The following is a 26,498-nucleotide window of genomic DNA, read 5'->3' as shown; positions in this document are numbered from 1 at the left end:
TTCCCAAATCATGGCCTTCGGCGACAACTGGCACCTCCGCTCCCGCGCCCGTGAATGCACGGCGACTGAAACCCCATTCACCAACGGCCAGCAGATCATCACCGCCATCTTTCCGGATCCGGAATCGAGTGGCTACCTGCGCAAGGATTTCTCCCTGGATGGCTGGAGCGGCCGCGCCGATGACGCGCCGAAGCCGTTCTCTTTCTGGAAGACCACCTTCACTTCCACCGCCACGGCGGAAAAACCCGCCACGGAGAAGCTCAGCGCGGAGGAAATCCTGCGCCGGCTCATCGAGGAGGACGAGGACCACACGGAAAACACACGCTACATCCTGGCCGTCATGCTGGAGCGCCAGAAGCTGCTCCGCGAGACGGACAACCAGCGCACGCCCAACGGCATCATCCGCGTGTATGAGCACAAGAAAACCGGAGAGGTCATGATCGTCCGCGACCCGGACATCCCCCTCGCGGAGATCGAGAAAGTGCAGGAAGAAGTCGTCGTGCTGCTGGAGAACAACGGCCGCGTGCCGGAGCCGGAGCATCCGCAGGACGTGGTCGCGGAGTCACCGCAGGAAGAAGCCTCCGCTGAAACCGCGACCGATGAGGCGGAGGAAGCGGCACTCCCCGATGAGTCGGATGAAGACGAAGACGGGGAAACGGAAAAGCGTGACTCCTGATGGAGCGCGGACTTCGGTCCGCTCCAGATAACAGGGTCTTTGCGATGTCAAGCCGGCTGAAGCCGGCGCTCCGTCCCTGCCTCAGCGCATCGACGCGGCGATGGCATCCGCCATCCTGGAGAGGAGGCGGGACTCGGCGGCGACCAACGGCTCATAGCCGTCCTTTTCCAACGGTTCCTTCGCGTTGAAAGTCTTCGAAATCCGGAGGGTTCTCGCCGGGAGATCATACACGCGGTAGGATGCCTCGATGATCGCGTGGCCATCCGCTCCGCCGTGAAACTGGCGGATGTCGATGACCACCTGCCGGGTGATCTCGCCATCGCGCTGCCATGGATAGACCTGCACATTGCCGGTGCCCAGACGGCGACCGAGATTGGCGGCCATCACGCGGGAGATGCCGTTGGCCAGTTCACCCGCCCAGCGGTGGTCGCTGGCGACGGCCAAGGCGTGTTCCGATTCCTGGAGGACGAGATTCGGGCGGTTGATGTATTCCGCCAGCACCACGGGACCCACTCCGATGCTTCTGCCGCCTCCCGATGGCAGGGGGCCGTCCGCGCTGAGCATGTAGAAGGTGGTGCCACCGCCGCAACCGGCGGCCAGCAGACAGGCGAAAAGCAATGGGAGGACTTTCGTCATTGAAACAGCGGGATCGCGGCAAACGATGTCACGTTTCGCCCGCTCCGCAATGTTGGATTTGCTGGCGGAGACGCTATTCCTCCACCGCATCCGCCGGCTTCTGCTTCTTGCTGATGCCGCGGAAACCGGCGTCGATCCGCATGGCGTCGGGATCGTGGTAGGGATTCAGCCGGAACACCCCATCCCCGTCCCGGACCACCGGGCAGGGCCGTCCGTTGATGGCCGCCTCCACCACCGCCGCCTTTGTCCGGATGACAATTTCTGATGGAAGGGTGCCGCGCGCCTGGTAGATGCTCCCCCTGGGCGGGTGGTTGAAAAAGGGCCGGTAGCTGGCGTCGATGTGGCAGACGAGCTTTCCGCCGTCCTCTTTCACGATGATCTTTCCGAACGGAAAGGAATCCGCCGTGAACTCCGCCACGGGTGTCCGGAAACCCAGCCGCATGCTTTCCTCCGCCTCCGGCTGGTAGGCCACCCAGGTCTTCATGGGAACTGCGGACAGCAGCCAGCCCGTCTTTCCCTCCGGCAGTTCCAGGCTGGCATCCTTCACGGACATAGTCCCTTTCCCGACGGAAAACTCCGGTGCGGTGAGGAAATCCGGCCATGGATCTTCCTTGCCGTCGATCAATCTGCGGGAAAAGACCTCCGTGTAGCAGTTCCACTTCATCTCCAGCTTCCTCCCCTGCCGTTCCCAGGCGATCTCCCTTTCCAGCCCCTCCGAGGAGTCCTTCGTCACCTTCCCCGCCAGGATGAGGTCGCGGAAGGCACCGAACGATCCGTACTCCGCCTTGTTCCCCATCTCGACCACGAAGCCGGACCGCGCCTCCACCCACTCCCGGTCCGGGATGCCCTCCGCATCCGCGCCCGCAAGGTTGTCCTGGTAGAGGACGATGTGGCGCGTGCGCTTTTCCAGCACTGTCCGGCATTTCCCGCGCAGGTGGGTGGCGCCCAGCGGCCTGACGGCGGCATAAACGTCACCGTCCTCGATGAACCACCAGTCCCCCGGCGACAGCTCCGCGGGCAGGGACTTCACCGGCTCCCGGTTGATGGACAGTCCCTCCACCCCGTCCGTCCAGCGCATGAGGAACATGCCTGCGGACGCGCGGTTGATCTTCGACTTTACCAGCCGGTCGCGGTTCGTCGCGGTGTCGCTGGTGTAGGAGGCGATGAGCGTGTTCCGGTGCTGGAGGGTGCCCAGCCTGCCGAACTCGATGAACTCCCGCAGCCATGGCCCGGACGGACCGCCGCGGTGATCGGACAGGGGTTCGTCCGGCTTCTTCTGGAAATACAGGTCTCCCTCATCCAGGAAGCTCATTCCGTTGAAAACGTAGTGCGGGTAGAGCGCGCAGAACCGCTTCGGGCTGCCGATGGGCGCGTCCGGATTCCGGCTGTTGTTCCAGAATGCGACCGCCCCGACGTAGCACGGCGCGATGACCCCGGACGCGGTGGAGGACCCCAGCGTGTAGTCCGCCGTCTGATAGTTCACATACTTTTTCGGGGCCAGCGGGTCGGCATCCTTTTCCCCCTCCAGCACGGGATGGCGGTCATGCGGGATGTGGGTCAGCGCGGCCTGTAGTTCATGAGGCATCCGCTTTTCCCACGCCAACGGGTCCAGGTAGTCGGGCAGATCCGGCAGGCGGGCCTGCGCCTGGTTGAGCGGCCAGGAGGAGCGGAAGGACTTCGGATCCTCCCCGTCCCACTTCTGGAAAAGGTTCAGCCACACCGGCCGCCGGGAGGCGGTGGCGAAGAGGAAGCGCTCGCTGTCCGACCCGAACCACTGGCTGGGTGCCATGCTGCTGCCCGGCCCGGTGTTCCTGCCGGTGGCGGCGGACCAGGTGAGCATGCGGTTGATCCAGCACCGCTCCGCGATCATGTGCGCCATCCGCCGCAGATGCGGATCCGGCGTATGCTCCTTGATCATCTCCCAGTCGGTGATGCCGTTGAAATGGTTCTCCAGCAGGTTGTACTCCCCCACGTCGCCAGTGGTGTTCTGGTGGTCCAGCTCCCGGCGGAAGCCCCAGTAGGCCATCTTCTCCGCCTTTGCATCCCCGAGCAACGCCCCACCGAGAATGAGCGGAGTGAGGTGGCCGTGGACGTTCGATCCGTTGCCACCCGCCACCTCCAGCCAGTTGTCGTAGTCGTTGTCCGGGTGCGTCAGGTCCGCCTCCCGCAGGGTCCGCAGCAGCAGGTCCCGCGTCTCATCCGTCAGCGCGTCCGGCGCGCGCAGGGCGAAGATGATCCACTGGTGCATGGTCCGCGCCCCTTTCTCCCGGAAGGCGGGGATGTCCGCCAGCGCCTTCCGGCAACCGGCGGCGATCTCCGCGTTCGCCGCCGCGACCAGCGCCGGATCACCACCGGCGAGGTTCTCGAAGGTGGTCCGCCGGAACTTCTCCCGACCGATGTTCTCGCGGAAATGCAGGCTCTGCATCCAGAACTCCAGCGCATCCTGTCCGGACGCCTGCCTGCCCGCGAAAAACTCCGGCGGATAGTCCGCCAGCGCCCAGCGGCTGACATCCACCGGCTGCGCCTGCAGCGGTACCAGCGAGAGGAAGAGTGCCAGCATAGGTCCGCAGCGCAGGTTCACGGGAGTAGATTTTTTCATCGGATCAAAATGAACGATTTCCGCAGGAATGACCCCGGCTCACTTTCCGGAGCGTTTCTCCAGCCATGCCTTCACCCCCGGCCACGTCACGGCCAGGCTGCCCGCCGCGTCCGGGTGGGTGCCGTCCGGGATGTATTTCTTGTAGGTCTCGAAGTCGTCTTTTTTCAGTTTCTCCCACGCGGCGTAATGATCGATGAGATCGAATCCCCGGGACTTCGCCATCTTGCGGTAGCTATCGTTGTAATCCTGGAGCTTCGGCCTCCACGAATCGCTCTGGTTGCCGTCCGGAACGTCCCACCCGACATTCATGACCTGGAGGACGATCTCCGTCCGCGGGCTGCCCTTGCTGATGGCCGCGATGATCTTCTCCAGGTTCCCCGCCGCCTGCCGCACGGAGACATCATACTTGTCCCGCGCGTCATTGAAGGCGAACTCCACCAGCACCAGGCCCGGCTGGAGCTTCACCACCTTTTCCTCCACATGCTGCAGGCCCCAGCCTGAGTGTTGGCCCGGACCGGAATTGTTCACGAAATTGACCTGACCGGGATATATCGCGTCGAACCACTTCTTCATCTCTTTCGCCCACTCGCCGCCATGGCTCAGGCTGGTACCATAGACCACCACCGTCTCCTTCTTCCCTGCGGCGAGGTTTTTGAAAACATCCGGCTTCTCCGCGGCACCCAAGTTGCCGAGCATCACCGCCACCATCACACCGATCCATTTTCCGAGCATCGCCGCTTCTAGCAAGATGCGCGGGGGTTCCACAAGTCCCCTGAAAGTGGGGCCTTCCGCCGCAGCCCGCCACCCCCGGGAGTGCATGAATCATTGACCGCCGGGTCCCATTGAGCTCTCATGTGGATGGTCCCCCGCCACGTTTCCACATCATGATTTCCCGCACATCCCTTCTGCTCGTTGCTTCGGCTGCGTTCCTGCCGGTCATTTCCCACGGTGCGCTGGTGGTGTACTCCTTCACCGGAGCGACGAACGGATCCACCGGCCCCTTTTCCCCGGAAGGGGTGGCAACCGGAGTGAACGCCAGCATGATGACCGCATCCAACATGGGAAATGGCACCACCGGCGGGGTGATGAGCGCGTTCGCCAATCCCAATGACACGTCCTCACCCGCCTATATCTTCGACGGGAAAGGATACTCGCTGAATGCGGGCGTCACCGCGAACGATTCCACCGGCCCGCTGGATACCCCCACGCTGAGCACCTTCACCTTTACGGTCACCCCCACTGGTGCCCCGATCACCTACACCACCCTCACACTGGATTTCGGTTCGGACCTGACCAACAACGTCGCCATCAACGGCACCGACTTCCGGTTCGACCTCTACTACTCCATCGGCGGGGGCGCGCTGACCCAGGTGGGAAGCACCTCGCTCCTCAGCATCAGCAGCAACACCAGTCACGCAGTTCAGAACGACTTGACCAAGGATCTCTCCTCCATCCCGGCATTCTCATCCCCGGTCTCCGGAGCGGTCACCTTCGAACTACGCTTCGGCGACAATAACTCCGGTGCGGCGGACAAGCGCATCTTCATCGACGACATAAACGTCAACGGTTCCGTCGTCCCGGAGCCGTCCTCCGTCCTGCTGCTGGCCGGGGCAGCGGCCACGCTGCTGCGCCGCTCACGGAAAGGTTGAGCCCGTTTCCGCCCACATCGGATTGGTCCATGTTCACGCCTTCACCGCCCAGCGCAGTTTCGCCGGGGAGCTGCGCGGGTTCATCCGCCGTTCCTCCGGACCGGGGACAATGGGGCCGTCGCTGATCTCCGCGTAGATACTATCCCGCAGGCCGGCCTTAAAGGCGAGCTTCACCCGCCGGTCCTCCCCGGAGTGGAAGGTCAGCACCGCGACGCGGGCACCGGCTTTCAGGCAACCGGGCACCGCACGCAGAAAGGCGTCGATGGCAGTGAACTCCTCGTTCACGGCGATGCGGATGGCTTGGAAGACCCTGCGGACCGTCTTGTCCAGTTCCTCCTCATCCGCCCGCACGGCCCCACGGATGGCCTCCGCGAGTTCGGTGGTCGTCTTGAAATGCTTCCCGGCCAGCGCTTGGGAAAGGGATTCCGCACGCGGCTCGTCGGAGTTGTCCCACAGGGCTTTCTCAAATTTCTCCGCGCTGACCTTCGCCAGCCAGTCCGCGGCGGAGACGCCCCGCTGTGGATTCATGCGCATGTCCAGCGGTCCCGCCGTCTTGAAGCTAAAGCCGCGCGACGGATCATCGAACTGCATGGAGGAACATCCGAAGTCCGCGAACACGAAATCCACCTGTTCCCCCGCCAGCACCTTCGCGATGCCCGCGTAGTTCGACTTCACCGCGCGGAACATTTCCTCCCCGTAACCTTTCTGCCGCAGCCTGGCCTCCGTCTTCGGCATCTCGATGGGATCGAGGTCCAGTCCGGTGAGATACCCGCCGGGCGAGATCATTTCCAGGATCCGCGAGGCGTGCCCACCGTAGCCCAGCGTGCCGTCCACACCGCGCATGCCCGGCTCCAGCGCCAGCGCGGAAAGGCACTCCTCCACCATGATGGGCACGTGCGCGCCCGCCGGGGTCTTCCCGGAGGCGATCACCTTCGCCACGGTTTCCGCATACTTTTCCGGATCGTGTTCCTTGTACTTGTCCTCGAAACGCCGCGGATTCTTTCCACTGTAGCGCTTCCGCCGTGGTGGACGTGGTGACGATTCCTCGCTCAAAGTTCGGAGTATTTCAGGTTGTTCCCGCGCGCTTTCTCCACCGGGTAGCGCAGCTCATTGTTGGCGATCTTCGCCTCCATCACCTCGCCCAGCTTCAGTCCTAGGTTGTCCGCCAGCTCGAACAGAAGGATGCCGACATCCGCGATCTCCGAGGCGATCTCCTCCCGCCGCGCCTCCACCCGCGCCGCGATCTGGTCATCCTGCTGCCAGACGAAGTGCTGCATCAGTTCCCCCGCCTCCGCGGCAATGGCCACGGAGAGATCCTTCGCATTGTGGTACTTCCGCCACTCCCGCGCATCCACGAAGCTCTGGATGCGCCCGGTCAGCGCGGCAATCGAATCACTCATGCCGGGAGGAAACGATTTCCGGAGACCAGCGGCAATGCCGGAGTAAGGAGGCTGGACACTCTTGTCCACCGGCGGCATTGGCGAGCCAGGATGGATCTACCGCAAGGACGCTAGGGTCGCGAAGAAAACGCAAAGGGAGGAATATGGATATCTTCAATATTCATGTGATTCGTGGTTGGAGGGCGGATGAACTCGTCCGTTGGATGCCTTTGCTAGGGGTTCCGTTGCAGCCGAGTAAGGAGGGTGGACACTCTTGTCCACCGGCGGCATTGGCGAGCCAGGATGGATCTACCGCAAGGACGCTAAGGTCGCGAAGAAAACGCAAAGGGAGGAATATGGATATCTTCAATATTCATGTGATTCGTGGTTGGAGGGCGGATGAACTCGTCCGTTGGATGCCTTTGCTAGGGGTTCCGTTGCAGCCGGAGGACAGGAGTGTCCTCCCTCCTTACTGCTCGTTCGCTATCGCGCCGGGCTGCCGCATCTTCACGACAACCGGTGCCAATCGAGCTTGATCTTCCCCTCACCGCAGCCCTTCCCTCTTCACCCGCCTCACGAACTCCTCCTTTTCCTCCCGGTCACGGAAAACCCGCAGCGGGATGGTGCAGACGCCCGCATCTCCGAAGACGAACTCCAGCCGGTCCGCATCCTCCGTGGCATCGGATAGGTCCTCGAGGCTGAATGACATATCCGCCTTCATGCTTTCGCAATGGAGCTGCCGATCGGTGACCTCGAAGCTGGTCGGAATCGGCAACTTTGGCCCGGTCTCGCGTTTCACATAGTTGCGGATCCTCCTTGAAACGGTGTGCCGGATGGGGATGAAAACCACCGCGTACCCCACGATGAAGACGAGCGGATACACCCACCACAGGTCCGCCGATTGCTTCGAAAGGACGGAGATGAAATAGTAGCCGATCATCGCACCCACGCCGCCCCACATCGGCTCGCGGAACCGTTGCCGGGCATAGTTCCTCCCCCGCAGGTAGTGCCGGATCATCGGCTCGCTGACGTCATCGAGGGTGGCTTCGTATTCGATTCGCATGGGCGGCGGGAGGGTAGGATGAGGCGGACCGCGGCGGCAAGGCATCCATCTTCAACGTCCCTCATCAATCTCAATACCGATGGTGCGGTTCAGTTTCAGGAATTCCTCATGCCCCGCAGCATCGGCACTGTAAACGAACCCTCCCGGGGTGAGTGCCATCGAATATCCTTTGCGGAGCTCCAGCCCCAGTGCCTTCAGGGCAATGCCCGGCGTGGGATCCCACGTCACGTTATCTCCGGCTGGCGGCGAGAACTGCTTGTCTCCGGTTTTCTCGAAGGCCTTCTCATAGAGCAACTGAACGTAGTTATCGGTCACGGTGTAGTTTTTGGCCGTGAATCCTTCGGGGAGATATTGCCCGACCTCCCGCAGCGCCTCGCGGATCCGCTTCACGAAGTCCTCGTCATCCGTTGTTTTATCCTTTCCCGCCTCGCTTCCAAACGCGTTGTCTCCGTCACCTCCCTCCAGATCAACCCTGCCCTTCTGCACTCTGTGCATGGCGACGTTGTTCAACGGATCAAAATAGTTCGATCCCATCGAGCGCAGGAAAAGGAAGTATTCCTTGGTCTTGGTCAGCTCCGCCGGATTTTCGTCATGGTTGTAGCCGCAAGGGATGAAGATAACACTTTCCGTCAGATAATCTCCTTCCTTCACCACTGCGGTGACGCGGAAAATCGCAACCGCAGATGGCCCCGTGTACCCTCCGTCGGTGATGGTTTCCAATTCAGACCCACGGGAGTCTTTGACCTTTCCGACAAGCTGGACGACATCCACCACCACGCCACGGACGATCACGTCGGCCCCGGCGCACTTGTCCTTCCAACTGTAGAAAGGAGCGAAAGCCTGGGAGTTCTGCACCACTGCCAGGAGCAACCCGACGGCCAGCACCATATGTTTCACGGCGATAAGTTTCATGCTTGATCGGATAGGTGAATCGGATCCAAACGGCAATCACTTCCGTCATTCCGATAATGGTCAGAGTCTGCGCATTGCAGCCCCGGCGCGCGGACTGTGGCTTGGCTGATGACGTTCGATGAACAAATGATATCCCGCAGGCCTTCCGGCGTACAGCTTCGGCGGCCCGGGCCGGGCCAGCCCTACCAATTTTTCAGGGGCGGCTGCGCCGCATATCCTTCGAAGACATCTGCAGGACTTCCTGTACCATCCCCTTGAACTTCTCCGCGAAGACGGGGCCGACGCCCTTTTCCTCGTGCTTGAAGTAGACATAGACTTCGCCCCAGTGCTTCTTCTGCTTCTTCACGAAGGCCGCCCAATCCCCCAAGTCCGCATCCGTGTAATCCTCCCGCCTCAGCCGCAGGTAGCCGAAGTCTGCGGTGACTTTGCGCGGTGTCGCCAGCTCGGCGCTTTCCGCCAGACAGAGCGCGGCGTTGTGCTTTTCCAGCAGCGCATACACCTCCCCGTCGAACCACGATTCATGGCGGAACTCGAAGGCCGCCCTCATTTCCTGCGGCAGCTCCACCAGGAAATCCGCCAACACCTCCGTGTCCTTCTCCACGTTCGGCGGCAGTTGCAGCAGCACCGCGCCGCGTTTCTCCCCCAGCCCGGTCATGATGTGGTGAAAATGGCGCATGGTGTCGCCGCAGTTCCGCAGCTTGGCGAAGTGCGTGACCTTCTGCGGGGCTTTGAACGTGAAGCGGAACTCCTCCGGCGTGCCCGCCACCCATTTCGCCACCGTCGTTTCCTTCGGGATCTGGCGGAAGGTGTAGTTGACCTCCGTGGTGGAAAACCGCTCCGAGTAGTAGCCGAGCATCTTTGCCACCGGCAGGTCGGCCGGGTAGAAGCCCCCCTTCCATTCGGGGTATTGGAAACCGGAAGTGCCGATCCAGAAGCGCATGTCGGGAGTATAGCATCAAATCCGGTTGCGGGAATGGAGGCCATTCATCCCGCATTCGCCCTTGAATCCGGTGCTGTCCCACGGGATGCTGCGCGGACATGGCAGCCGCTACCATCACCCCAGACACCACCGGCCACTTCGGCCAGTTCGGTGGCATGTTCGTCCCGGAAACGCTGATGACCCCGCTGCAGGATCTGTCCGTGGCCTATGAGGCCGCGAAGAATGATCCCGCCTTCCACGACGAATTGAACGCCCTGCTCACGGACTACGTGGGCCGTCCGACCCCGCTGTATTTCGCGGAGCGGTGGACGGAGAAGCTGGGCGGGGCCAAGATTTACCTGAAGCGGGAGGACCTGCTGCACACCGGCGCGCACAAGATCAACAACGCCATCGGCCAGATCCTGCTGGCGAAGCGGCTGGGCAAGAAGCGCATCATCGCGGAAACCGGCGCGGGCCAGCACGGCGTGGCGACCGCCACCGTCTGCGCGCGCTTCGGCATGGAGTGTGTGGTCTACATGGGCGCGGTCGATATGGAGCGCCAGGCGCTCAACGTGGCCCGCATGCGCCTGATGGGGGCGGAGGTCCGCGCGGTGACCGCCGGCCAGGCCACCCTGAAGGAAGCGGTCAACGAGGCGATGCGCGACTGGGTGGCAACCGTGGACCACACCCACTACATCCTCGGCTCCGCGCTGGGATCGCATCCTTTCCCGATGATCGTGCGGGATTTCCACCGCGTGATCGGCGTGGAGGCCCGGGAGCAGATCCTGAAAAAGGAAGGCCGCCTGCCGGACCTGCTGGTCGCCTGTGTGGGCGGCGGCTCGAACGCCATCGGCCTGTTCCACCCATTCCTGGGTGATGAGAACGTCCGCATGGTGGGCGTGGAGGCCGGGGGCGACGGGATCATCCCGGAGCGCCACGCGGCGCGTTTCCAGGGCGGCAAGCTGGGCGTGCTGCAGGGCACGAAAACCTGGCTGCTGGCGGATGACGACGGCCAGATCCAGCTCACCCACTCCATCTCCGCCGGTCTGGACTACGCCGCCGTGGGACCGGAACACGCCTACCTCCAGAACATGGGCCGGGTGGAATACACCTACGCCACGGACGATGAGGCGCTGGCCGCCTTCAAGGAACTGGCCCACTGCGAGGGCATCATCCCCGCGCTGGAGTCCTCCCACGCCATGGCCTACGTCTCGAAGATTGCCGGCAGCCTGCCGAAGGACTCCATCATCATCGCGAACCTGTCAGGCCGTGGTGACAAGGACGTCGAGCAGGCGGCAAGGCATTTGCTCGGCGGAGTGTGAGGAGTAAGGAGGGAGGACACTCCTGTCCTCCGGCGGCATTGGCGATAAAAAGAGGAGAAGTTTTCAGTGTTCAGGGAAGAAAGAAGGCTGACCGCAAATCTTACGAATCCGGCGGATCCGGCGGATTTTGAAGAGTTTCATCTCTTCACTTCGCGCCCTTTGCGTCTTTGCGGTGAATCTTAAATGATTCGCCATTGCAGCCGGAGGACAAGAGTGTCCTCCCTCCTTACTTCAATCCAGCAGGTCGCCGTAGTGCTTCCGGGCAAGACCGAGGGAAAGGTCCATGATGGCCTGGCTGTTGGAGAGTTTGAGGGCGTCCGCAGCCATGGCGGCGCAGTCTGCGTGGCTGAGCGAACGGATCGCCTGCCCGACGCGTGAAACCTGCAGCGGGCCGACGGAAAGTTCCTCCACCCGCAGGCCGATGAGCAGCGGGGTGAGGCGGATGTCACCGGCGATCTCACCGCAGATGCCGGTCCAGATGCCGTTGTCCAGGCCGGCGTCGATGGTGCGCTTGATGAGGCGGATGACCGCGGGGTGGGTGGGCCGGTAGAGATCCGCGACGTGGGGGTTCACCCGGTCCACGGCGACCGTGTACTGGATGAGGTCGTTGGTGCCGATGGAGAAGAAATCCACCTCCGGGGCGAGAATGTCCGCGCAGACGGCGGCGGACGGCACCTCGATCATGACACCCATGGGCAGCTTCGGATCAAAGGGAACCCCTTCCTTGTCGAGTTCATCCATGCAGCGGTTGAGCATCTCCCGCCCCAGACGGACCTCCGACAGGCCGGAGATGAGCGGGAACATGACCGCCACCTTTCCCTTCGCGCTGGCACGGAGGATGGCACGGAGCTGGTCACGGAACATGGCCGGACGGGAAAGGGAAACACGGATGCCCCGCCAGCCCAGGAACGGGTTGGGCTCCGGATCGGTCGGCTCGACAGGCAGCTTGTCACCGCCGGCGTCCAACGTGCGGATGATGACCGGGTGCGGGGCCATGGCCTTGGCCACACGGGCATAGACTTCTTCCTGCTGAAGCTCGTCCGGCATCTCCTTCCCGCCGCTGTTGAGGAGGAGGAATTCGGTACGGTAGAGGCCGACGCCTTTCGCACCGCTGCTTTTCACGAGGGAAAGTTCGCTCACCAGCTCGATGTTCGCCGAGACGGTGAGCGCGCGCCCATCCGTCGTCTCGGTGGCCTTTCCGCGCATCTTCTCCAGAGCGGTGCGCACGCGTTCCTTGCTCGCCTGGAGTTCATCGTAGTGACGGCGTGTCTCCTCGCTGGGGTGGAGGATCAACTTTCCGGTATAACCGTCGAGGATCGCCGGGGCCAGCGCCTGGATATCGATGACCGCACCGTCCAGTCCAACGACGGCGGGGATGCCCAGCGCGCGGGCGAGGATGGCGGTATGCGCGTTCACGCTCCCCTGCTCCGTCGCGAAGCCGAGCACGTGCTTGCGATCCATGGACGCCGTGTCCGATGGGGAAAGGTCATAGGCCACCAGGATGTGGCGGTCATCCGGCATGGCCGGACGGATCTCCTCGTCCGGGCGGAAGTTCCGCAGGACCCGCTGGGAGACATCCTCGATGTCCGCCGTGCGCTCGCGCAGATACGGATCGGAAATGCGCCGCATGGCCTCGAGGAAATTCTGCATCACGGCGTAGAAGGCGTACTCCGCGTTCTGCTGCCGCTTGCTGATGGCCTCGATGACCTTTTCCGTGACCGCCCTGTCCTCGAGCAGCATCACGTGGGCCTCGAAAATGGCCTGCTCAGCATCCCCCGCCAGGCTCTCCAGGCGGTTCTGCAGTTCGACGAGCTGTTGCTTCGTCAGTTCGACCGCGTCGCGGAAGCGCTGTTGCTCGCCCTCCACGTCCTCCTCGTCGATCTCATAGACCTCCGGTGCGGAGAACCCCCTTGCGATGACATGAACCGGGGATATGGCGATGCCCGGCGAGGCTGGAATACCCTCGTAGATGATTTCCCGCTCCGGTTCGCGCGCCACCATTTCTTAACTACCCCAGCGTGGTCGTCCCACCGCCTCCCGGGCAAGGATCAAATTCAGGGAGGCAAACCCGCCTCCCATCCCCCTGAGGGTGATCAATCTTCCTCGAACTTGCGCTCGATCAGATCCCCGATGGCGGCGAGCGCGGCATCCGCGTCGGAGCCTTCGGCATTGACGGAAATGACGGAGCCGTGTCCGGCGGCCAGCATCATCAGGCCCATGATGCTCTTGCCATCGACTTCCTCGCCGTCTTTTTCCACAAAGATATCGGATTGGAAGCGGTTCGCGGTTTTGACGAACTGGGCTGCGGGCCGTGCGTGGATGCCGAGCTTGTTGAGGATCGTGAAGTCTTTTTTGGCCATGGAATGGTAGCTGTCGCCGGGGCACTCTAGGAAGCGGATGCGGGGCATCCAAGGCAAAAGTTACCCGCCCGGAATCCGCCCCGGCGGAGTGCGCCGGAGCCGGGAAAGGGTCACACTTTGTGAGTGCTGTCGATGTAGGCGATGATCGTGGGTATGGCTTCCTCCAGCACCCGCGCGGTCTCGATATAGGCGGCATGTCCCATGCCGATGGGATCCGGCACGTCGATGTGGCCGCCCTTTTCCGGAATACCGGCGAACTCGCGGACGAGGTGGAACTTGTCCGAAAACTCCGGGAATCGCGCCTCCAGCGTCTGCAGGTGGCTGCGTGTCATGGCGAAAACATGGGTGGCTTCCTCCAGAATGGCCTTTGACACGAGGCGGCTGCCGAACTTGTCCAGCGCGGCACCGCGTTTTTTCAGGATCATGACCGTTTCCGGGCTGGCGGGTGTGCCTTTCGATGCGGATACCCCGGCGGAGCTGACGGCGTAGTCGCCACGGCCACCGACCACCTTCCGGAACAGACCCTCCGCCATGGGGCTGCGGCAGGTATTGCCGGTGCAGACGAAGAGCACGTGTTTCGGAGCGGACATCGCGGCGGAGGATGCCTCCTGACCGCCACGCCGTCAAATGGCAATGCCGGAGGCTTGCGCCGCGACGGAGGATATGTATGATGCCAATAGGTGGAAGAAGTTTGGGACCAGATCGGCAAACGTCTGCGCGGGGCCCGCGAGGCCGCGGACCTGGCGGTGGATGACGTGGTGTTCCGCACGCGGATCCCCCGCAGCGTGGTGGAGGCGCTGGAAGCGGACGATTTTTCGGTCTTCACCAGCCCCACCTATGCCAAAAGCTTCCTCCGCCAATACAGCGAATACCTCAAGGTGGACGCCGAACCGTGGCTGAACGCACTGGAGCCCGCCTCCTATGTGAGCGGGGAGGCCTGGCAGCCCATGTTTTCCGGCGGTGAACCACAGCCGTCCGCAGCGAAACGCCCGGTGCGGGATCCACGCCAGAAGGAACGGGAACCGGAACCCGCGCGCAACCAGTGGTCAGCCGTGTGGCTGATGCTCCTGAGCGCCGGCCTCGTCATCGGCGTGGTGAAGGGCTACCAATTTCTGGATGCCAAATTCGGCCATGAGGAACCGCAGCAGCAGGCAAAAACCCGCATTGCCGCCCCATCGGAAGCCGCCACCGCTCCGGTGAAGGAGACGGAACCGTCCCCGCAGATCCCCACTTCCGCGCCCAGCCGGCAGGATGTTTCCCAGGCCGCCGCCGGGGTTCCACAGGAGGAACCACGCGCAAACCCGCCGCGCGCGCTGATCATCCGGGAGTAAGGAGGATGGACACTCTTGTCCACCGGCTGCAACCGGAACCCATGGCAAAGGGATCTTCTCGGCTCGCGGTCAGCCTTCTTCTCTTCCCTGAAAACTGGAAACTGAAAACTTCTCCTCCTTTGCCTGCCATTGCAGCCGATGGACAAGAGTGTCCATCCTCCTTACTCATTTCCAACCGGCGATGATCTTCAGGAACGGCTTCAGGTAGCGCTGTGCCTTTCCGGCTCCGATGCCGGGGACCTCCATGGCTTGCTCCGCATCCGCCGGACGGTAGCGGGCCAGTCCCTCCAGCGCCTTGTTGCTGAAGACGACGTAGGGCGGCACGTCCTCGTTCTTCGCGATACGCGCGCGTAGGTCGCGCAGCATGGAGTAAAGCCCGCCGTCAAAGCCCTGATCCGCCAGATTGATCTGCTTTCCGCCCGCATCCGGGTCCGGCCAGCAGAGGGTGTAGGATCGCTCCCCGCGCATGACCTTTTCCCCTGCAGGGGTCAGCGTCATCAGCGGATACTCCCCGGTGACGGTGACGACCAGACCGGCGTCCGAAAGAGAGCGGGTGAGCGCGTTGATGTATCCGGCCCCCTTGTCCTTCAGCGCGCCGTAGGTGCTGAGTTCATCCAGCTTCGCGGAAAGGATTTCCTGGGACTTGCTGCCCGCCAGCATCTGGACGATGCGGCCGCGCCCGAACTTCGCCTCCCAGCCGCCCGGGATGCGGCGTGACATGCGGGCGACGCCGCTGAGCGCCTTCCGGACAATGAGCGCCTCCTCCTCCGTGGGTGGCCGTGCGGTGCCCGCGCCGCCTTCCCGGCAGATGTCACAGGTGCCGCAGGTGCTGCCGTCGTCCTCGCCGAAATAGGTCAGTATCCACTGCTGGCGGCAGATGCGTGAGTAGCTCATCTCCACCATCGCCTTCAGCTTCTCCCGGTCGCGGCGGTCCTTCTCCTCGATGGAGTTCTCATCCAGCTCAAGCTGGCGGGTGAGGGTGTGCGGCTTCAGCAGGCGGGTGCCGCGCACGCGCTTGCCCGGGATGTCGAACCGCTCGATGTAGCCTGCGCGGGCCAACGTGGACAGCGCGCTGCCCACGGACATCGGGTTCTTCACCTCCGCGCCCTCCGCGATCTCATCCAGGGTACGGTGCACCTCATACTCACGATCCCCCTCGTTGAGGAGATACTGGTAGATGGAGCGGATGACCGCGACGGTGGGGTTCGCCCCCTCAATGAAAAACTCCTGCGTCCGGGTGTCCGCGTAGTTGAACAGCATCTCGCAGTAGGCGCTTTCCCCGTCCCGTCCGGCGCGCCCGGCCTCCTGGTAGTAGGCCTCCACGCTGCCGGGGATCTCATAATGGACGACGAAACGGACGTCCGCACGGTCGATGCCCATGCCAAAGGCATTCGTCGCCACCGCCACGTCCGCCTTCCGCGTGATGAAAAGGTCCTGCGCCCGCTCCCGCTCCTGGTCGCTCATGCCGCCGTGGTAGGCGATGCATTTCACGCCCCAGCTCGCCAGCGTCTCGGAAACGCTGTCCACCTTCTTGCGCGTGGCGCAGTAGACGATTCCTGTCTTGTGCGCGGCGATGACGTTGCGCATGCGCTCGTCCTTGTTCGCCGCCTTGTCCACGGCGGTGATGTTCAGGGAAAGGTTCGGACGGGAAAAGCCGCTGACCTGCTCGAACGCGTCGCGGAGCTGCAGCACCTCGCGGATGTCCTCCCGCACCACCGGCGTGGCGGTGGCGGTGAGGGCCACGCATTGCGGCCTGCCGATCTTTTCCAACGCCTTCCCCAACCGCAGGTAGTCCGGGCGGAAGTCATGGCCCCACTGGCTGAGGCAGTGCGCCTCATCCACGGCGAAAAGCGACACCTCCACCCCGCGCAGCGCGTTGAGGAAGCTCTCCGCGCGGAACCTTTCCGGTGCCACATAGACCAGCTTGTACTTCCCGGTCCGCATGCCATCCAGCCGCTCCTTCTGTTCCTCCCAGTTGAGGGTGGAGTTGATCATCGTCGCCGCAATGCCACGCGCCACCAGAGCGTCAACCTGGTCCTTCATCAGCGCGATGAGCGGGGAAACGACGAGCGTGACCCCATGGAAACACAGCGCGGGAAGCTGGTAGCAGAGGGATTTCCCCCCACCAGTGGGCATGACCACCAGACCATCCCCGCCGGAAACGATGCGCGACACCACCTCCTCCTGCCCTTCCAAGAATCCGGAAAAGCCAAAATACTGTTGCAACGCCTGGTGTGGCGTCATCACGAGCGGCTTGGTTCCGGCTGGGGGCGAAGGCATCTTGAATCTGCGCAAATGAACAATACTTCCCGCACAGGGGTCAACCCCGGGGAGGGGAATTTTGTTCGCCTGGGACCGCAATCATCCCCAAAGTTGCGGCACTTCCTTCAAATCCGCCGACAACGGCACGCGATCCGCTGAAGGGCCTCTCCATCAGCATTTCATGAAGCTCACCCACGAAGACCTGCGAGGCACTTGGATCGTCGAAGGCAGCGAGATCGACCACCTGGAGCCGGGCGGTGAGATCTACCACTTCCAGCCGCCGGACACTTTCATCTATGAGTTTCCGCCGTCCACGCGGCGCATCCGCTACCGCTACCAGCTCACGGAGGATGGCTTCACCTATGGCCGGAAAGGCGCGCCGAAGTCCCCTGTCACCGCTTGGCTGGAGGCCGGCTACCTGATCCTCCGCCCACCCCACCTGCGGGAGACGTGGAGCAGGAGGGCGTGATGCCGGGTTTGCCCCAGTGATCCGGTTTTTTGCACGATTAGATTGCAAGGAGCTACCCTTCAGGAATCCGCACCAACGCAACTGCAAGGAAAAGCGGCATGGCCCGGGTTCTGCGACTGGGGAATCCAACCAACCCCATAACACCATGCTACACTGGACCCTTGTCTTTCTCGTCGTCGCCATCGTTGCCGCCATCCTTGGTTTCGGCTCCCTTGCGGGTACCGCCGCCACCATCGCAAAGGTGCTGTTCCTAGTGTTCCTCGTTGTCTGGATCGTCTCCCTGGTGACCAAGGGCAGGCGCTGACCCTCCGACGATCCATGTTGGACGCGCGGCGCGGGATGGGCATATTCACACCATGCCCTTCGCGCCGAAACCCCACAGCGCCCTCCTCATCGTAGGCCACGGTTCCACCGAGAACCCGGACTCCTCGACCCCGTATTTCGAACATGCGGACGAGATCCGCAAACGTGGCCTCTTCGCGGAGGTGCAATGCTGTTTCTGGAAAGAGGAGCCATCCATGCGGGAGGCCCTCCACATGATCGATGCGGAGGAGATCTACATCGTCCCGGACTTCATCAGTGAGGGCTACTTCACACAGGATATCATCCCGCGTGAATTCGGCCTGACCGGGCCGACCACCCGGGTGGATGGAAAGACACTGCACTACACCCTGCCGGTGGGCGTCCACCCGTCGATGACCGGGCTGATCCTGCGCCGCGCCCGGGAAGTCGCGCCGGACGCCGCTCCTGCGGAGACCACCCTCATCATCACCGGCCACGGCACGGGCCTGAACCAGAACTCCACCAAGGCCATCCGCGACCAGGTGGAGCAGATCATTTCCTCCGGCGCGGGCTACCACCGCGTGACGGATGCCTTCATGGAGGAGCCGCCGTTCATCGCGGAGTGGGACGCCATGTCTCCCACGGAGAATGTGGTGGTCGTGCCCTTCTTCATCTCCGACGGCCTGCACTCCTATCAGGACATCCCCGTGCTGTTGGGGATCGAGAGCGAGGTCGGGGCCGCCGCCAGCCAGCGGGAGGTGTTCCGCCACAACCCGCACCACCTCCGGGGGAAGACCCTCTACTATTCCTCCGCCATCGGCACGGAACGCCTGATCGCGGACGTCATCCTGGACCAGATAGCCGACTTCGACACCATCCACAAGTCCTCCACCATATTGGATGCTTCTGTCTCCGCTTCAGAACGCGAGGCACTTCCACTGCACCGGTTTGTTAACGAGGCCCTTGTGGCTGGCATGCACCGAATTGGTGAGATCGAGATCATCCGGTCCGTTGACGGCTTCGTTCTCTGCCATGAGCGGGATATCGATGCCGTTAAGCACGGCGATCTTTCCGGCTTGGAGGCCTTCCAAGGGTCGGAAGCGGCCCGTGATATTTCCACCTATGCGCCGGACGGCGCGTACCGTTTCACAAAGGGGCAGACAAACCTTCGGGGCGGCTGGGTGATGAGTCTCGGATCCATTGGAGATTTGCTCCTCGCGCTGGATCTCTTCTATCCTGCTGCGGTCGGCCTCAACAGGGCAGCAGGCGACGGCCGACTGCATGTCCAGAACCTGCGCGACAAGTTGAACCGTCAGACAGGGATGTATCGCAGCGCCCGCTTTATCAGTTCTGCCGGTGCCCAGCAGCTTGTCCGCGATGTCTGCGGACCACGCAACCAATGCGCGAAGCGGATTCTCTGGAAGATAGATGATTCCACGCCACTGGAGGACAGCGAGGCGAGTCGCTTCAACGGAATTTCCAGCGGCCTTCCACCAGCGGAAGTGTTCCCACTCCTTTGCCAGGAGGCCTGCAATCATTTCGTCTCCGAATGCCGCAAGGTCTCCAAGGCGGAGCATGATGCGAAGACGGCCGCCGCCAGCGGGACCTGATCCGCCCGCTCTAACAGAACCGTTACGATTTCCCGCCGGGTTTCCACCCGGATGGATTTTCCGATAAAGAACCCGTGACCGCATCGTTCAGATGCCGTCAAATCCACCGAACACCAGCCATTTCCCATGCTCCGCCCGCTCCTGATCCTCAGCTCGCTCGCTCCCATGCTCCACGCCGCCGAACCGGTGGGGAAACCGGATGTGGTCCTCAGCACGCCCGGGCTGGTCGCGTTCTGGGACTTTGCCGAAAAGGAAGGTGAGCCCCGCGTCTCAAAGGGCACGGAGCAGAAGCACGCGCTGCTGGAGTCCCCCGCTGCCATCCCCCGCGTGGAGGGCGGGCCGTATTCCGGCTTCTCCACGAAGCTGGACGGCAGCCATTTCCTCCGCGTGCCGCGTGCGAAGATCGGCAACCTGGACATCCATGGAAAGGACGCGCAGGTCAGCCTGTTCACCGTCATCCGGGTGGATGACATGAAGAAGGGCGTCACCGTCGCGGGCATCTGGAGCGAGGGCAAGGGTGCCAACGATGACGGCGGCACCCGCCAGTATTCCCTGCTGCTGAACATGGGCATGTACGGCGGACCGAAGCGCCTGGTGCCCCACATTTCATCCGAAGGCGGCGTGACGCGCCGTGCGGACGGCAGCGCCTTCCCCTGGTGCGCGGACTATGCCGTGAACCAGTCGGAGATCCCCGTGGGGAGATGGGTCACGCTCGGCTCCACCTATGACGGGAAGTATGTCCGCGCCTACTTCAACGGCGTGATGGAGCAACGCGGACTGGACCCGGTGAAGGACCGCCGCAACGACCCCTACTTCACCAAGGAAGGCCCGGATGGCAAAGACCGTGGTATGAACCCCTACTACCATGGCCGTGGCATCTTCACCTATGACGCGGAGAAGCACGCAGCGACCAAGCCGGACGGCGCCGCCGACTTCACCGTGGGTGCCTGCTACGCCGTCGGCCACAAGGTGGGCAACCCGCTGATCGGCCTGGTCGGTGGCGTCGCCGTCTTCAATCGCGCCCTCACCGATGAGGAGATGAAGGCGCTGCATGACTCCGCGAACATCAGCGCACTCGGGGAGTGATCCCTGGATGGGGACCGCATTGCGGCACAGCCGCCACGCGATGGGCGCAAAGGTTGCCATCGTGCAGGATGGCATTCTTGGAGGAAGTTCGTAGAGCTGATGCGCTACACCGGAATTTCTGAAGAGTGTTTTATTTTCTGCATTGGGATGTCGGACTTGATGTCCCGGATCGAGGTGATCTTGCCAATGTGTTCCACCCTAAAACGACGATAGGAATTCAAGTCCGCAGCTACGATCTTGAGCAGGAAATCGCAATCGCCGGCAAGCATGTGGCATTCGACGATCTCAGGCAGCTTCATGATTGCGTCAACGAACTGTCCGATCGTCTTTTCATCCGGAGCTTTAAGCCAGACTCTGGCAAAAACCGTGAAGCCGGCACCAAGCTTGTCGGCGTCCAGGACTGCCGAATATTTCTCGATGTAGCCTGCTTCTTCCAAAAGCTTCACCCGGCGCAGGCAGGGCGAAGGTGAAAGGCCAACCCGGTCTGCGAGTTCGTTGTTGGCAATCTTTGCTTCCCGTTGGAGAACGCGAAGGATGGAGCGATCAATGGAGTCAAGACCGACTGGCATAATATTCTAATTATAGGTCAGATTAGGGGTAAAATATTCCAATATTATGAATATAAGGGGTGAAAAACGCAATCCTGAAACTCGATTTTTGGTTTATAATCTCCTCAACCGCCAACCTCCGGAATGTTGGACGATTTTACAAACAAGAGATTATGAGAACACTGATTATCGGACTTGGAGCGCTTGGTGGAGTGATCGCGGCTAGGCTGCTTTCCTCCGGCGCTGATGTAAGCCTGGCTGCCCGTGATGCCAATTCGTGCGAGCGGCTCAAATCCTCCGGCCTTCTGCTACCACTTGAAGGAATCAAAGCTGAGGTGAAGCAAATCGGTACGATCAAGGACTATGAAGGCCAGAGCTTTGATCTCATCATCCTGGCGACCAAAGCAGAGGAAGCCATGCGCACCATCGGAGTGGTGGGTGGTCTGCTAGGGGAAGGGGGCATTCTGATTCCTCTCCAGAATGGAAGCGTTTATCAGTCAATCGCGGACCAGCTTGGTGCGGACAAGGTAATTGGCTGTGTCTCGCACATCGGAGCAACCATGGTGGAGCCAGGAATTTTCGAACAGAGAAACTCGGGCCACCTTCTGATCGGTGAGCTAGGAGGTGGAATTTCAGATCGGATTGTGGCGGTACGTGACTGGCTGTCGCCTCCTGTTGCGGTCCAGGTGACGGGAAACTTTCTGGGGGCGAGTTGGGGCAAGCTGCTCCTCAATTGTTCTGTAACGACCATCGGAGCCATCGTTGGAAAGACAATGAGGGAATACTGCGAAACCAGCCAAGGTAAGGAACTGTTCCGGAAAGCCTATGACGAGGCTCTACTTGTAGCCCGGACATCAGGAGTAACACCTGAGGCAAGCGCATTTGATCCGGTTCCTCCTGGATGGACGGACCGCAGTGAGGCTGGCTCCGGATACGATGAGTGGCTTGAAGGGATAATCAAAGGATATGGCGATCTGAAGCCGTCGATGCTACAGGACTTCGAGAGAGGAAGAACAACGGAGATTGCTTTCATCAACGGTTTTGTGCGCGACCTCGGGAAGAGGTTTGGCGTCCGGACTCCGACCAATTCAGCGATCGTCGATATGGTCAGGTTGATTGAGTCAGGCAGTCGGAAACCCGGTTCCGAGAATATCGAGGCGATCTCACGCTTATCCTCGCCCTGCCATGGCAGATGAGCACCACGCCTCTGATGGAAGGAACCGCGAATCCTTCTTCATCAGTAAATCAGTGTAATCAGTGGTAATCCTCCACCCCACACAGGGACTGGACCCACTCATTTCAACGATCCGGAATAAGAATGGATTCGCCTGCGTATAGGGACTGGCCCAATCTCCCATAACAGACCCGCGAAACCCGTTCGACCATGCGCCAGACCATCCCAATCCTGCTGTTCTCCACCTGCCTCAGCCCTGCGGCGGACGTTGTCATCTACGGGGCCACGCCGGGCGGCATCGCCTCCGCGATCTCCGCGGCGAAGTCTGGCTCCACGGTGACGGTGGTGGAGCCGGGGAACCGGATCGGCGGACTGGTGACCAGCGGCCTGTCGCACACGGATTTCCATTCCTTCGAGAGCCTTTCCGGCAGCTTCGCGGACTTCGCGTCGCGGGTGGAGGCCCACTACATCAAGACCTACGGCAAGGATTCCCAGCAGGTGAAGGACTGCTTCCGCGGCACCTTCGCGGAGCCGAAGGTGAACCTGCTGGTGCTGGAGCAGATGCTCGCGGAGCAGAAGGGCATCACCATTTTCAAAGGTTCGCACCTTTCCGGGGTGACGGTGAAGGACGGCCGCATCGTTTCCGCCAGCTTCAGTTCCGGGGACTACACCACCACGCATGACGGGAAGGTCTTCATCGACGCGACCTATGAGGGCGACCTGATGGCGAAGGCGGGCGTCGCCTTCCACGTGGGCCGCGAGGGCCGCGCCGAGTTCAACGAGTCCTTGGCTCCGGAGCAGGGCGACAAGCAGCTCCAGGCCTACAATTTCCGGCTCATCATGACGCCGGATCCGGCGAACCGGGTGCCCGCGCCGAAGCCGCCCGGCTACCGGCGGGAGGACTTCGTGGAGCTGCTGCCCGCGCTGGAGTCCGGGAAGATCAGGAAGCTGTTCGACTACCCGAAGGAGTGCATCTTCAAGGCGCAGACCCCTCCCCTGCCGAACAACAAATACGACATCAATGATGTCTCCGGCGGCTTCATCCGACTGTCCCTCCCCGGCAAGAACGCCGGCTGGCCGGAAGGCACGCGCGAGGAACGGAAGGCCATCTTCGCCGAGCACCTGCGCGACCAGGTGGGCATGATCTATTTCCTCCAGAACGATGACTCCGTCCCGGCGAAGTTCCGCGACGAGGCGCGGTCATGGGGATTCTGCAAGGACGAGTTCACGGACAACGGCCACCTGCCGCCGGAGCTGTACGTGCGTGAGGCCCGCCGCATGATGGGCGTCCATGTCTTTTCCCAGAAGGACAGCGAGCGTCCGGCCAATGACCCGCGCGCGCCGCTTTTCACCGACACCATCGCCATGGGCGACTACGGCAACAACTGCCACGGCACCTTCCACGAGGGGCCGCGCTTCGGCGGCAAGCACACCGGGGAGTTCTACAATCCGGTCCCGCCCTACCAGATCCCCTACGGCGTGCTGCTGCCGAAGACCATCAACAACCTGCTGGTCCCGGTGGCCGTGTCCTCCACCCATGTGGGCTTCTGCGCGCTGCGCCTGGAGCCGATCTGGATGTCCCTGGGCCAGGCCGCAGGGTATGCCGCATCGCTCGCCGCGAAGGACGGCACGGACGTCCAGAAGGTCCCGGTGCAGGCGATCCAGAAGCTCCTCATCGCGGACAAGTCCGCCCTCACTTACTTCAGCGACCTGCCGCTGGACTCCCCTCATTTCGCGGCGGTCCAGTGGTGGGCGGCGAAGGGCGGCTTCCACGGGGTCGAGCCATGGGGCAAGACGCTCCGCGGAAAGAAGATCCACGGCCAGTACAACGAAGCCGCACCCGCCCATGAGGCGAAGGTGGATGAGCCGCTCACCCCGGAGCTGAGGGAGCGCTGGATCTCCCTGGCGAAATCAAACGGCATCGATGTGGCGCAGGCGTCATCCGCCGCCACGCGGGGCGACTTCATCCGCGCCATCCATCCATAACCGCTCAGGCGGCCTTCCGCCTGCGCAGCCAGCACAGCGGGAGCGCGCCCGCTGCCAGCACGAGGGCGGAAGGCTCCGGCACCGTGGGGGTGAAGCCGATGTCGTCCAGGCCGAACAGGCCGTTGCTGGACGTGCTGATGGGATTCACGGAAATTTCCACCCGTGAGATCGCATTCTGTCCGGAGGTAATCTGGTAGCCGCTGTAAACCGCGGCCGTCGCGTTGTCTGAGACGCCGGTATCCGGCGCGACCTGCGTGGACAGGACATTGTTCAGGGCGTCGTAGTAGGTGAAGGTGACGGAATTCACCTGTCCGAAGCGTCCGGAAAGAGTGAAGCCGAACGCGGAAACGCCGAGATCGGTTCCGGTCGTCAAGGTCGTGCCATTCCATGAACCCAGTTGGATCGACATGCCATAGAGACCGGTTCCCGCACCAGGAAGCCGCATCGAACTGCTGGGCGAGGTCGAGAAAGTCGTGTTGCTGATCGCCACGACGCCAGAGGAGATCTCTCCGGTATAGATGATCCTCAGGTCGGGGAGAGTCGTATCCGCGATATTGTCGAAAATATATTCGTTCGCTGTCGTGCTGTTCCCGGTGAATCCACCGAACGACTGGATCGCACCGAATCCGGGAAGGGCTTCGAGGACCGACTGAGGGGTCGAACCTGAGGCATTATCATCACCCACCTCTTTGGCATCCGTCGGATCGATGGCATCCGAGCCCCCCACCCTGACAGGGTTGTTGATGGTGATGGTCGCCGCGCTGGCGGCTCCGGCGGAAATGATGAACACTGCGATGAGCTGTGAAATAGTCTTGGGAATAAATGCCATGGGAACACAGAGCCTACGAATTTGCTTGGTCAACTTTATCATCGATCCAGAGTTCAGAGCCATGATCCGCCGACTACTGCTGGTGTTCGTCTCGTTCGTTTCCTTTTGCACGGCGGCGGAGCGAAAACCCAACATCATCTTCATCCTTGCGGATGACCTCGGCTACGGGGAGCTTGGTAGTTACGGGCAGAAGATCATCCAGACCCGCAACCTGGATCTTATGGCTTCCGAAGGGATGAGGTTCACCCACTTCTATTCCGGTGCCACCGTCTGCGCGCCGTCACGCAGCGTGCTGATGACCGGCCAACACCAGGGCCACACCCGCGTGCGCGGGAATGCGGGCAAAAAAAACCCGCTGGCCCAGGCACTGCGCCCGGGGGATGTGACGGTTGCCTCCCTGCTGAAGCAGCAGGGCTACACCACCGCCCTCATCGGCAAATGGGGACTGGGTGACGAAGGCGCGGCGGAAGTCGGCATGCCGCGCAGGCATGGCTTCGACCAGTTCTTCGGCTACCTGAACCAGAGCCACGCCCACAACCACTACCCGAAGGAACTGTGGCGCAACGAAGAGAAGGTGCCGAACGAAGGCTACTCCGACGACCATTTCGCGACGGAATCCCTGAAGTTCGTCGCGGACAACAAGGACCGGCCGTTCTTCCTCTACTGGAGCATGGTGGTGCCGCACGCGCACAACGCGATGCGCGGGAAAGGCCCGCTGGGTGGCGCGGAGGTGCCGGATCTGGGCATCTATGCGGACAAGGACTGGCCCGGCCCGGACAAAGGCCACGCCGCCATGATCACGCGGCTGGATTCCTACGTCGGGCGGATGATGGAGCAGTTGCGGAACCTGGGCATCGCGGAGAACACGCTGGTTATCTTCACCAGCGACAACGGCCCTCACAACGAGAGCGGCCACGACATCACACGCTTCAATCCGTCCGGTCCGTTCACCGGCATCAAGCGGGCTCTGACGGACGGCGGCATCCGCGTGCCGTTCATCGCTTGGTGGCCCGGCAAGGTGAAGCCCGCTGTCTCAGCACACGTCGGCTACTTCGGTGACATCATGGCGACCGCCGCTGACCTGTCCGGCGCGACGCTGCCACCGGACCGCGACTCCATCAGCCTGCTGCCCGTCCTTTCAGGCCAGGGGGAACAGAAGGAGCATGAGTTTCTCTACTGGGAATTCCACGAAGGCGGCTTCCGCCAAGCCGCGCTCTACCAAGGCCGCTGGAAAGGCATCCGCCGCAACGGCAAAATGTTCCTCTACGACCAGCGGAATGATGTAGCGGAAAAGAACGACGTCGCCGCACAGCATCCGGACGTGCTCGCAAAGATCGACGCGTATCTGAAAACGGCACGCAGTGAGTCACCCGACTGGCCCGTGGAAAAGGATTGAGGCAAACAGG

General features: G+C 62.2%; 25 protein-coding genes. 11 read left to right on the top strand and 14 right to left on the bottom strand.

The genetic code is table 11. The features are described 5' to 3' along the window. The first annotated feature begins 10 nt into the window (after positions 1-10). A complete protein-coding gene (locus tag OVA24_RS09815; RefSeq protein ID WP_267675037.1) occupies positions 11-676 on the top strand; it encodes a hypothetical protein in 666 nt (221 codons plus the stop codon). 81 nt (positions 677-757) lie between these two features. Here the strand turns inward: OVA24_RS09815 and OVA24_RS09810 are convergent, their stop codons facing one another. From OVA24_RS09810 to OVA24_RS09800, 3 genes are all read right to left on the bottom strand, one after another. Then, entirely contained in the window at positions 758-1,312 is a 555-nt protein-coding gene (locus tag OVA24_RS09810; RefSeq protein WP_267675036.1) for a PqiC family protein, read from the bottom strand. Positions 1,313-1,385: 73 nt separating this feature from the next. Continuing rightward, positions 1,386-3,911 carry a hypothetical protein gene (locus OVA24_RS09805; protein WP_267675035.1) on the bottom strand — a complete coding sequence of 842 codons (2,526 nt, stop codon included), beginning with the start codon at positions 3,909-3,911 and terminating at the stop codon, positions 1,386-1,388. A gap of 39 nt (positions 3,912-3,950) precedes the next feature. Next, the gene (locus OVA24_RS09800; protein WP_267675034.1) at positions 3,951-4,643 is read right to left on the bottom strand and encodes an SGNH/GDSL hydrolase family protein; all 693 of its coding nucleotides are present in this window, start codon (positions 4,641-4,643) and stop codon (positions 3,951-3,953) included. A gap of 152 nt (positions 4,644-4,795) precedes the next feature. Here OVA24_RS09800 and OVA24_RS09795 point away from each other — a divergent pair, with 152 nt between their 5' ends. Beyond that, positions 4,796-5,560, top strand: a complete 765-nt coding sequence (locus OVA24_RS09795; protein WP_267675033.1) for a PEP-CTERM sorting domain-containing protein — start codon at positions 4,796-4,798, stop codon at positions 5,558-5,560. 33 nt (positions 5,561-5,593) lie between these two features. Here the strand turns inward: OVA24_RS09795 and rsmH are convergent, their stop codons facing one another. From rsmH to OVA24_RS09770, 5 genes are all read right to left on the bottom strand, one after another. Continuing rightward, positions 5,594-6,613, bottom strand: a complete 1,020-nt coding sequence (gene rsmH, locus OVA24_RS09790) for a 16S rRNA (cytosine(1402)-N(4))-methyltransferase RsmH (protein WP_267675032.1) — start codon at positions 6,611-6,613, stop codon at positions 5,594-5,596. After that, on the bottom strand, positions 6,610-6,960 hold the full coding sequence (locus OVA24_RS09785; RefSeq protein ID WP_267675031.1) for a nucleotide pyrophosphohydrolase: 351 nt from the start codon (positions 6,958-6,960) through the stop codon (positions 6,610-6,612). The genes rsmH and OVA24_RS09785 overlap by 4 nt, the downstream gene beginning before the upstream one ends. 523 nt (positions 6,961-7,483) lie before the next feature. Next, complete coding sequence (locus OVA24_RS09780) at positions 7,484-8,002, bottom strand: hypothetical protein (protein ID WP_267675030.1); 519 nt, start codon at positions 8,000-8,002, stop codon at positions 7,484-7,486. Between the two features lie 51 nt (positions 8,003-8,053). Then, the gene (locus tag OVA24_RS09775) at positions 8,054-8,914 is read right to left on the bottom strand and encodes a hypothetical protein (protein ID WP_267675029.1); all 861 of its coding nucleotides are present in this window, start codon (positions 8,912-8,914) and stop codon (positions 8,054-8,056) included. Positions 8,915-9,107: 193 nt separating this feature from the next. Beyond that, complete coding sequence (locus tag OVA24_RS09770; protein ID WP_267675028.1) at positions 9,108-9,854, bottom strand: DUF72 domain-containing protein; 747 nt, start codon at positions 9,852-9,854, stop codon at positions 9,108-9,110. A 98-nt stretch (positions 9,855-9,952) separates the two neighbouring features. Between OVA24_RS09770 and trpB the strand changes: the two genes are divergently transcribed. Next, a complete protein-coding gene (gene trpB / locus OVA24_RS09765) occupies positions 9,953-11,155 on the top strand; it encodes a tryptophan synthase subunit beta (protein WP_267675027.1) in 1,203 nt (400 codons plus the stop codon). A 231-nt stretch (positions 11,156-11,386) separates the two neighbouring features. Here the strand turns inward: trpB and ptsP are convergent, their stop codons facing one another. The 3 genes from ptsP to OVA24_RS09750 all read right to left on the bottom strand — a co-directional run bounded on the left by ptsP (position 11,387) and on the right by OVA24_RS09750 (position 14,105). Then, a complete protein-coding gene (ptsP, locus tag OVA24_RS09760) occupies positions 11,387-13,156 on the bottom strand; it encodes a phosphoenolpyruvate--protein phosphotransferase (RefSeq protein WP_267675026.1) in 1,770 nt (589 codons plus the stop codon). A 92-nt stretch (positions 13,157-13,248) separates the two neighbouring features. Continuing rightward, positions 13,249-13,515: an HPr family phosphocarrier protein gene (locus OVA24_RS09755; RefSeq protein ID WP_267675025.1), complete on the bottom strand. Its 267-nt coding sequence runs from the start codon at positions 13,513-13,515 to the stop codon at positions 13,249-13,251. Positions 13,516-13,625: 110 nt separating this feature from the next. Continuing rightward, entirely contained in the window at positions 13,626-14,105 is a 480-nt protein-coding gene (locus tag OVA24_RS09750) for a low molecular weight protein arginine phosphatase (RefSeq protein WP_267675024.1), read from the bottom strand. Between the two features lie 90 nt (positions 14,106-14,195). Between OVA24_RS09750 and OVA24_RS09745 the strand changes: the two genes are divergently transcribed. Continuing rightward, positions 14,196-14,846 (top strand): helix-turn-helix domain-containing protein, encoded by a 651-nt coding sequence (locus tag OVA24_RS09745; protein WP_267675023.1) that lies wholly within the window; start codon positions 14,196-14,198, stop codon positions 14,844-14,846. A 165-nt stretch (positions 14,847-15,011) separates the two neighbouring features. Here OVA24_RS09745 and OVA24_RS09740 read toward each other — a convergent pair whose 3' ends face one another. Next, complete coding sequence (locus OVA24_RS09740) at positions 15,012-17,126, bottom strand: RecQ family ATP-dependent DNA helicase (protein ID WP_267675022.1); 2,115 nt, start codon at positions 17,124-17,126, stop codon at positions 15,012-15,014. Between the two features lie 163 nt (positions 17,127-17,289). Here OVA24_RS09740 and OVA24_RS09735 point away from each other — a divergent pair, with 163 nt between their 5' ends. The 4 genes from OVA24_RS09735 (at position 17,290) to OVA24_RS09720 (ending at position 20,555) form a co-directional block, all read left to right on the top strand. After that, positions 17,290-17,577 carry a hypothetical protein gene (locus OVA24_RS09735; RefSeq protein ID WP_267675020.1) on the top strand — a complete coding sequence of 96 codons (288 nt, stop codon included), beginning with the start codon at positions 17,290-17,292 and terminating at the stop codon, positions 17,575-17,577. A gap of 145 nt (positions 17,578-17,722) precedes the next feature. After that, entirely contained in the window at positions 17,723-17,881 is a 159-nt protein-coding gene (locus OVA24_RS09730) for a DUF1328 domain-containing protein (protein WP_267675019.1), read from the top strand. A gap of 52 nt (positions 17,882-17,933) precedes the next feature. Next, entirely contained in the window at positions 17,934-19,469 is a 1,536-nt protein-coding gene (locus tag OVA24_RS09725; protein WP_267675018.1) for a CbiX/SirB N-terminal domain-containing protein, read from the top strand. A 126-nt stretch (positions 19,470-19,595) separates the two neighbouring features. Continuing rightward, positions 19,596-20,555, top strand: coding sequence for a hypothetical protein (locus OVA24_RS09720; protein ID WP_267675017.1), 960 nt, complete (start codon positions 19,596-19,598; stop codon positions 20,553-20,555). Between the two features lie 104 nt (positions 20,556-20,659). On the opposite strand, the gene OVA24_RS09715 is transcribed toward OVA24_RS09720, so the two are convergent. Continuing rightward, a complete protein-coding gene (locus tag OVA24_RS09715) occupies positions 20,660-21,124 on the bottom strand; it encodes an Lrp/AsnC family transcriptional regulator (protein ID WP_267675016.1) in 465 nt (154 codons plus the stop codon). A gap of 59 nt (positions 21,125-21,183) precedes the next feature. Here OVA24_RS09715 and OVA24_RS09710 point away from each other — a divergent pair, with 59 nt between their 5' ends. After that, entirely contained in the window at positions 21,184-22,299 is a 1,116-nt protein-coding gene (locus tag OVA24_RS09710; RefSeq protein WP_267675015.1) for a ketopantoate reductase family protein, read from the top strand. Positions 22,300-22,487: 188 nt separating this feature from the next. Beyond that, entirely contained in the window at positions 22,488-24,263 is a 1,776-nt protein-coding gene (locus tag OVA24_RS09705) for an FAD-dependent oxidoreductase (protein WP_267675014.1), read from the top strand. Between the two features lie 4 nt (positions 24,264-24,267). Here OVA24_RS09705 and OVA24_RS09700 read toward each other — a convergent pair whose 3' ends face one another. After that, the gene (locus OVA24_RS09700; protein ID WP_267675012.1) at positions 24,268-25,092 is read right to left on the bottom strand and encodes a hypothetical protein; all 825 of its coding nucleotides are present in this window, start codon (positions 25,090-25,092) and stop codon (positions 24,268-24,270) included. A gap of 61 nt (positions 25,093-25,153) precedes the next feature. On the opposite strand from OVA24_RS09700, the gene OVA24_RS09695 reads away from it, so the two are divergent. Next, a complete protein-coding gene (locus OVA24_RS09695; RefSeq protein ID WP_267675011.1) occupies positions 25,154-26,488 on the top strand; it encodes an arylsulfatase in 1,335 nt (444 codons plus the stop codon). Positions 26,489-26,498: the final 10 nt, after the last annotated feature.

Origin of the sequence: Luteolibacter sp. SL250, from assembly GCF_026625605.1 — a bacterium.
Classification (GTDB): domain Bacteria; phylum Verrucomicrobiota; class Verrucomicrobiia; order Verrucomicrobiales; family Akkermansiaceae; genus Luteolibacter.
This window is presented reverse-complemented; position numbering and strand designations above follow the sequence as displayed.

What these genes read in the sequence shown, in the direction of transcription:
- OVA24_RS09770 (WP_267675028.1), bottom strand. Translation starts at nt 9,854, where the DNA reads ATGCGCTTCTGGATCGGCACTTCCGGTTTCCAATACCCCGAATGGAAG.
- OVA24_RS09800 (WP_267675034.1), bottom strand. Translation starts at nt 4,643, where the DNA reads ATGCTCGGAAAATGGATCGGTGTGATGGTGGCGGTGATGCTCGGCAAC.
- trpB (WP_267675027.1), top strand. Translation starts at nt 9,953, where the DNA reads ATGGCAGCCGCTACCATCACCCCAGACACCACCGGCCACTTCGGCCAG.
- OVA24_RS09755 (WP_267675025.1), bottom strand. Translation starts at nt 13,515, where the DNA reads ATGGCCAAAAAAGACTTCACGATCCTCAACAAGCTCGGCATCCACGCA.
- OVA24_RS09775 (WP_267675029.1), bottom strand. Translation starts at nt 8,914, where the DNA reads ATGAAACTTATCGCCGTGAAACATATGGTGCTGGCCGTCGGGTTGCTC.
- OVA24_RS09750 (WP_267675024.1), bottom strand. Translation starts at nt 14,105, where the DNA reads ATGTCCGCTCCGAAACACGTGCTCTTCGTCTGCACCGGCAATACCTGC.
- ptsP (WP_267675026.1), bottom strand. Translation starts at nt 13,156, where the DNA reads ATGGTGGCGCGCGAACCGGAGCGGGAAATCATCTACGAGGGTATTCCA.
- OVA24_RS09720 (WP_267675017.1), top strand. Translation starts at nt 19,596, where the DNA reads ATGCTCCGCCCGCTCCTGATCCTCAGCTCGCTCGCTCCCATGCTCCAC.
- OVA24_RS09700 (WP_267675012.1), bottom strand. Translation starts at nt 25,092, where the DNA reads ATGGCATTTATTCCCAAGACTATTTCACAGCTCATCGCAGTGTTCATC.
- OVA24_RS09810 (WP_267675036.1), bottom strand. Translation starts at nt 1,312, where the DNA reads ATGACGAAAGTCCTCCCATTGCTTTTCGCCTGTCTGCTGGCCGCCGGT.
- OVA24_RS09815 (WP_267675037.1), top strand. Translation starts at nt 11, where the DNA reads ATGGCCTTCGGCGACAACTGGCACCTCCGCTCCCGCGCCCGTGAATGC.
- OVA24_RS09725 (WP_267675018.1), top strand. Translation starts at nt 17,934, where the DNA reads ATGCCCTTCGCGCCGAAACCCCACAGCGCCCTCCTCATCGTAGGCCAC.
- OVA24_RS09705 (WP_267675014.1), top strand. Translation starts at nt 22,488, where the DNA reads ATGCGCCAGACCATCCCAATCCTGCTGTTCTCCACCTGCCTCAGCCCT.
- OVA24_RS09695 (WP_267675011.1), top strand. Translation starts at nt 25,154, where the DNA reads ATGATCCGCCGACTACTGCTGGTGTTCGTCTCGTTCGTTTCCTTTTGC.
- OVA24_RS09780 (WP_267675030.1), bottom strand. Translation starts at nt 8,002, where the DNA reads ATGCGAATCGAATACGAAGCCACCCTCGATGACGTCAGCGAGCCGATG.
- OVA24_RS09735 (WP_267675020.1), top strand. Translation starts at nt 17,290, where the DNA reads ATGAAGCTCACCCACGAAGACCTGCGAGGCACTTGGATCGTCGAAGGC.
- OVA24_RS09730 (WP_267675019.1), top strand. Translation starts at nt 17,723, where the DNA reads ATGCTACACTGGACCCTTGTCTTTCTCGTCGTCGCCATCGTTGCCGCC.
- OVA24_RS09795 (WP_267675033.1), top strand. Translation starts at nt 4,796, where the DNA reads ATGATTTCCCGCACATCCCTTCTGCTCGTTGCTTCGGCTGCGTTCCTG.
- OVA24_RS09740 (WP_267675022.1), bottom strand. Translation starts at nt 17,126, where the DNA reads ATGCCTTCGCCCCCAGCCGGAACCAAGCCGCTCGTGATGACGCCACAC.
- OVA24_RS09805 (WP_267675035.1), bottom strand. Translation starts at nt 3,911, where the DNA reads ATGAAAAAATCTACTCCCGTGAACCTGCGCTGCGGACCTATGCTGGCA.
- OVA24_RS09785 (WP_267675031.1), bottom strand. Translation starts at nt 6,960, where the DNA reads ATGAGTGATTCGATTGCCGCGCTGACCGGGCGCATCCAGAGCTTCGTG.
- OVA24_RS09715 (WP_267675016.1), bottom strand. Translation starts at nt 21,124, where the DNA reads ATGCCAGTCGGTCTTGACTCCATTGATCGCTCCATCCTTCGCGTTCTC.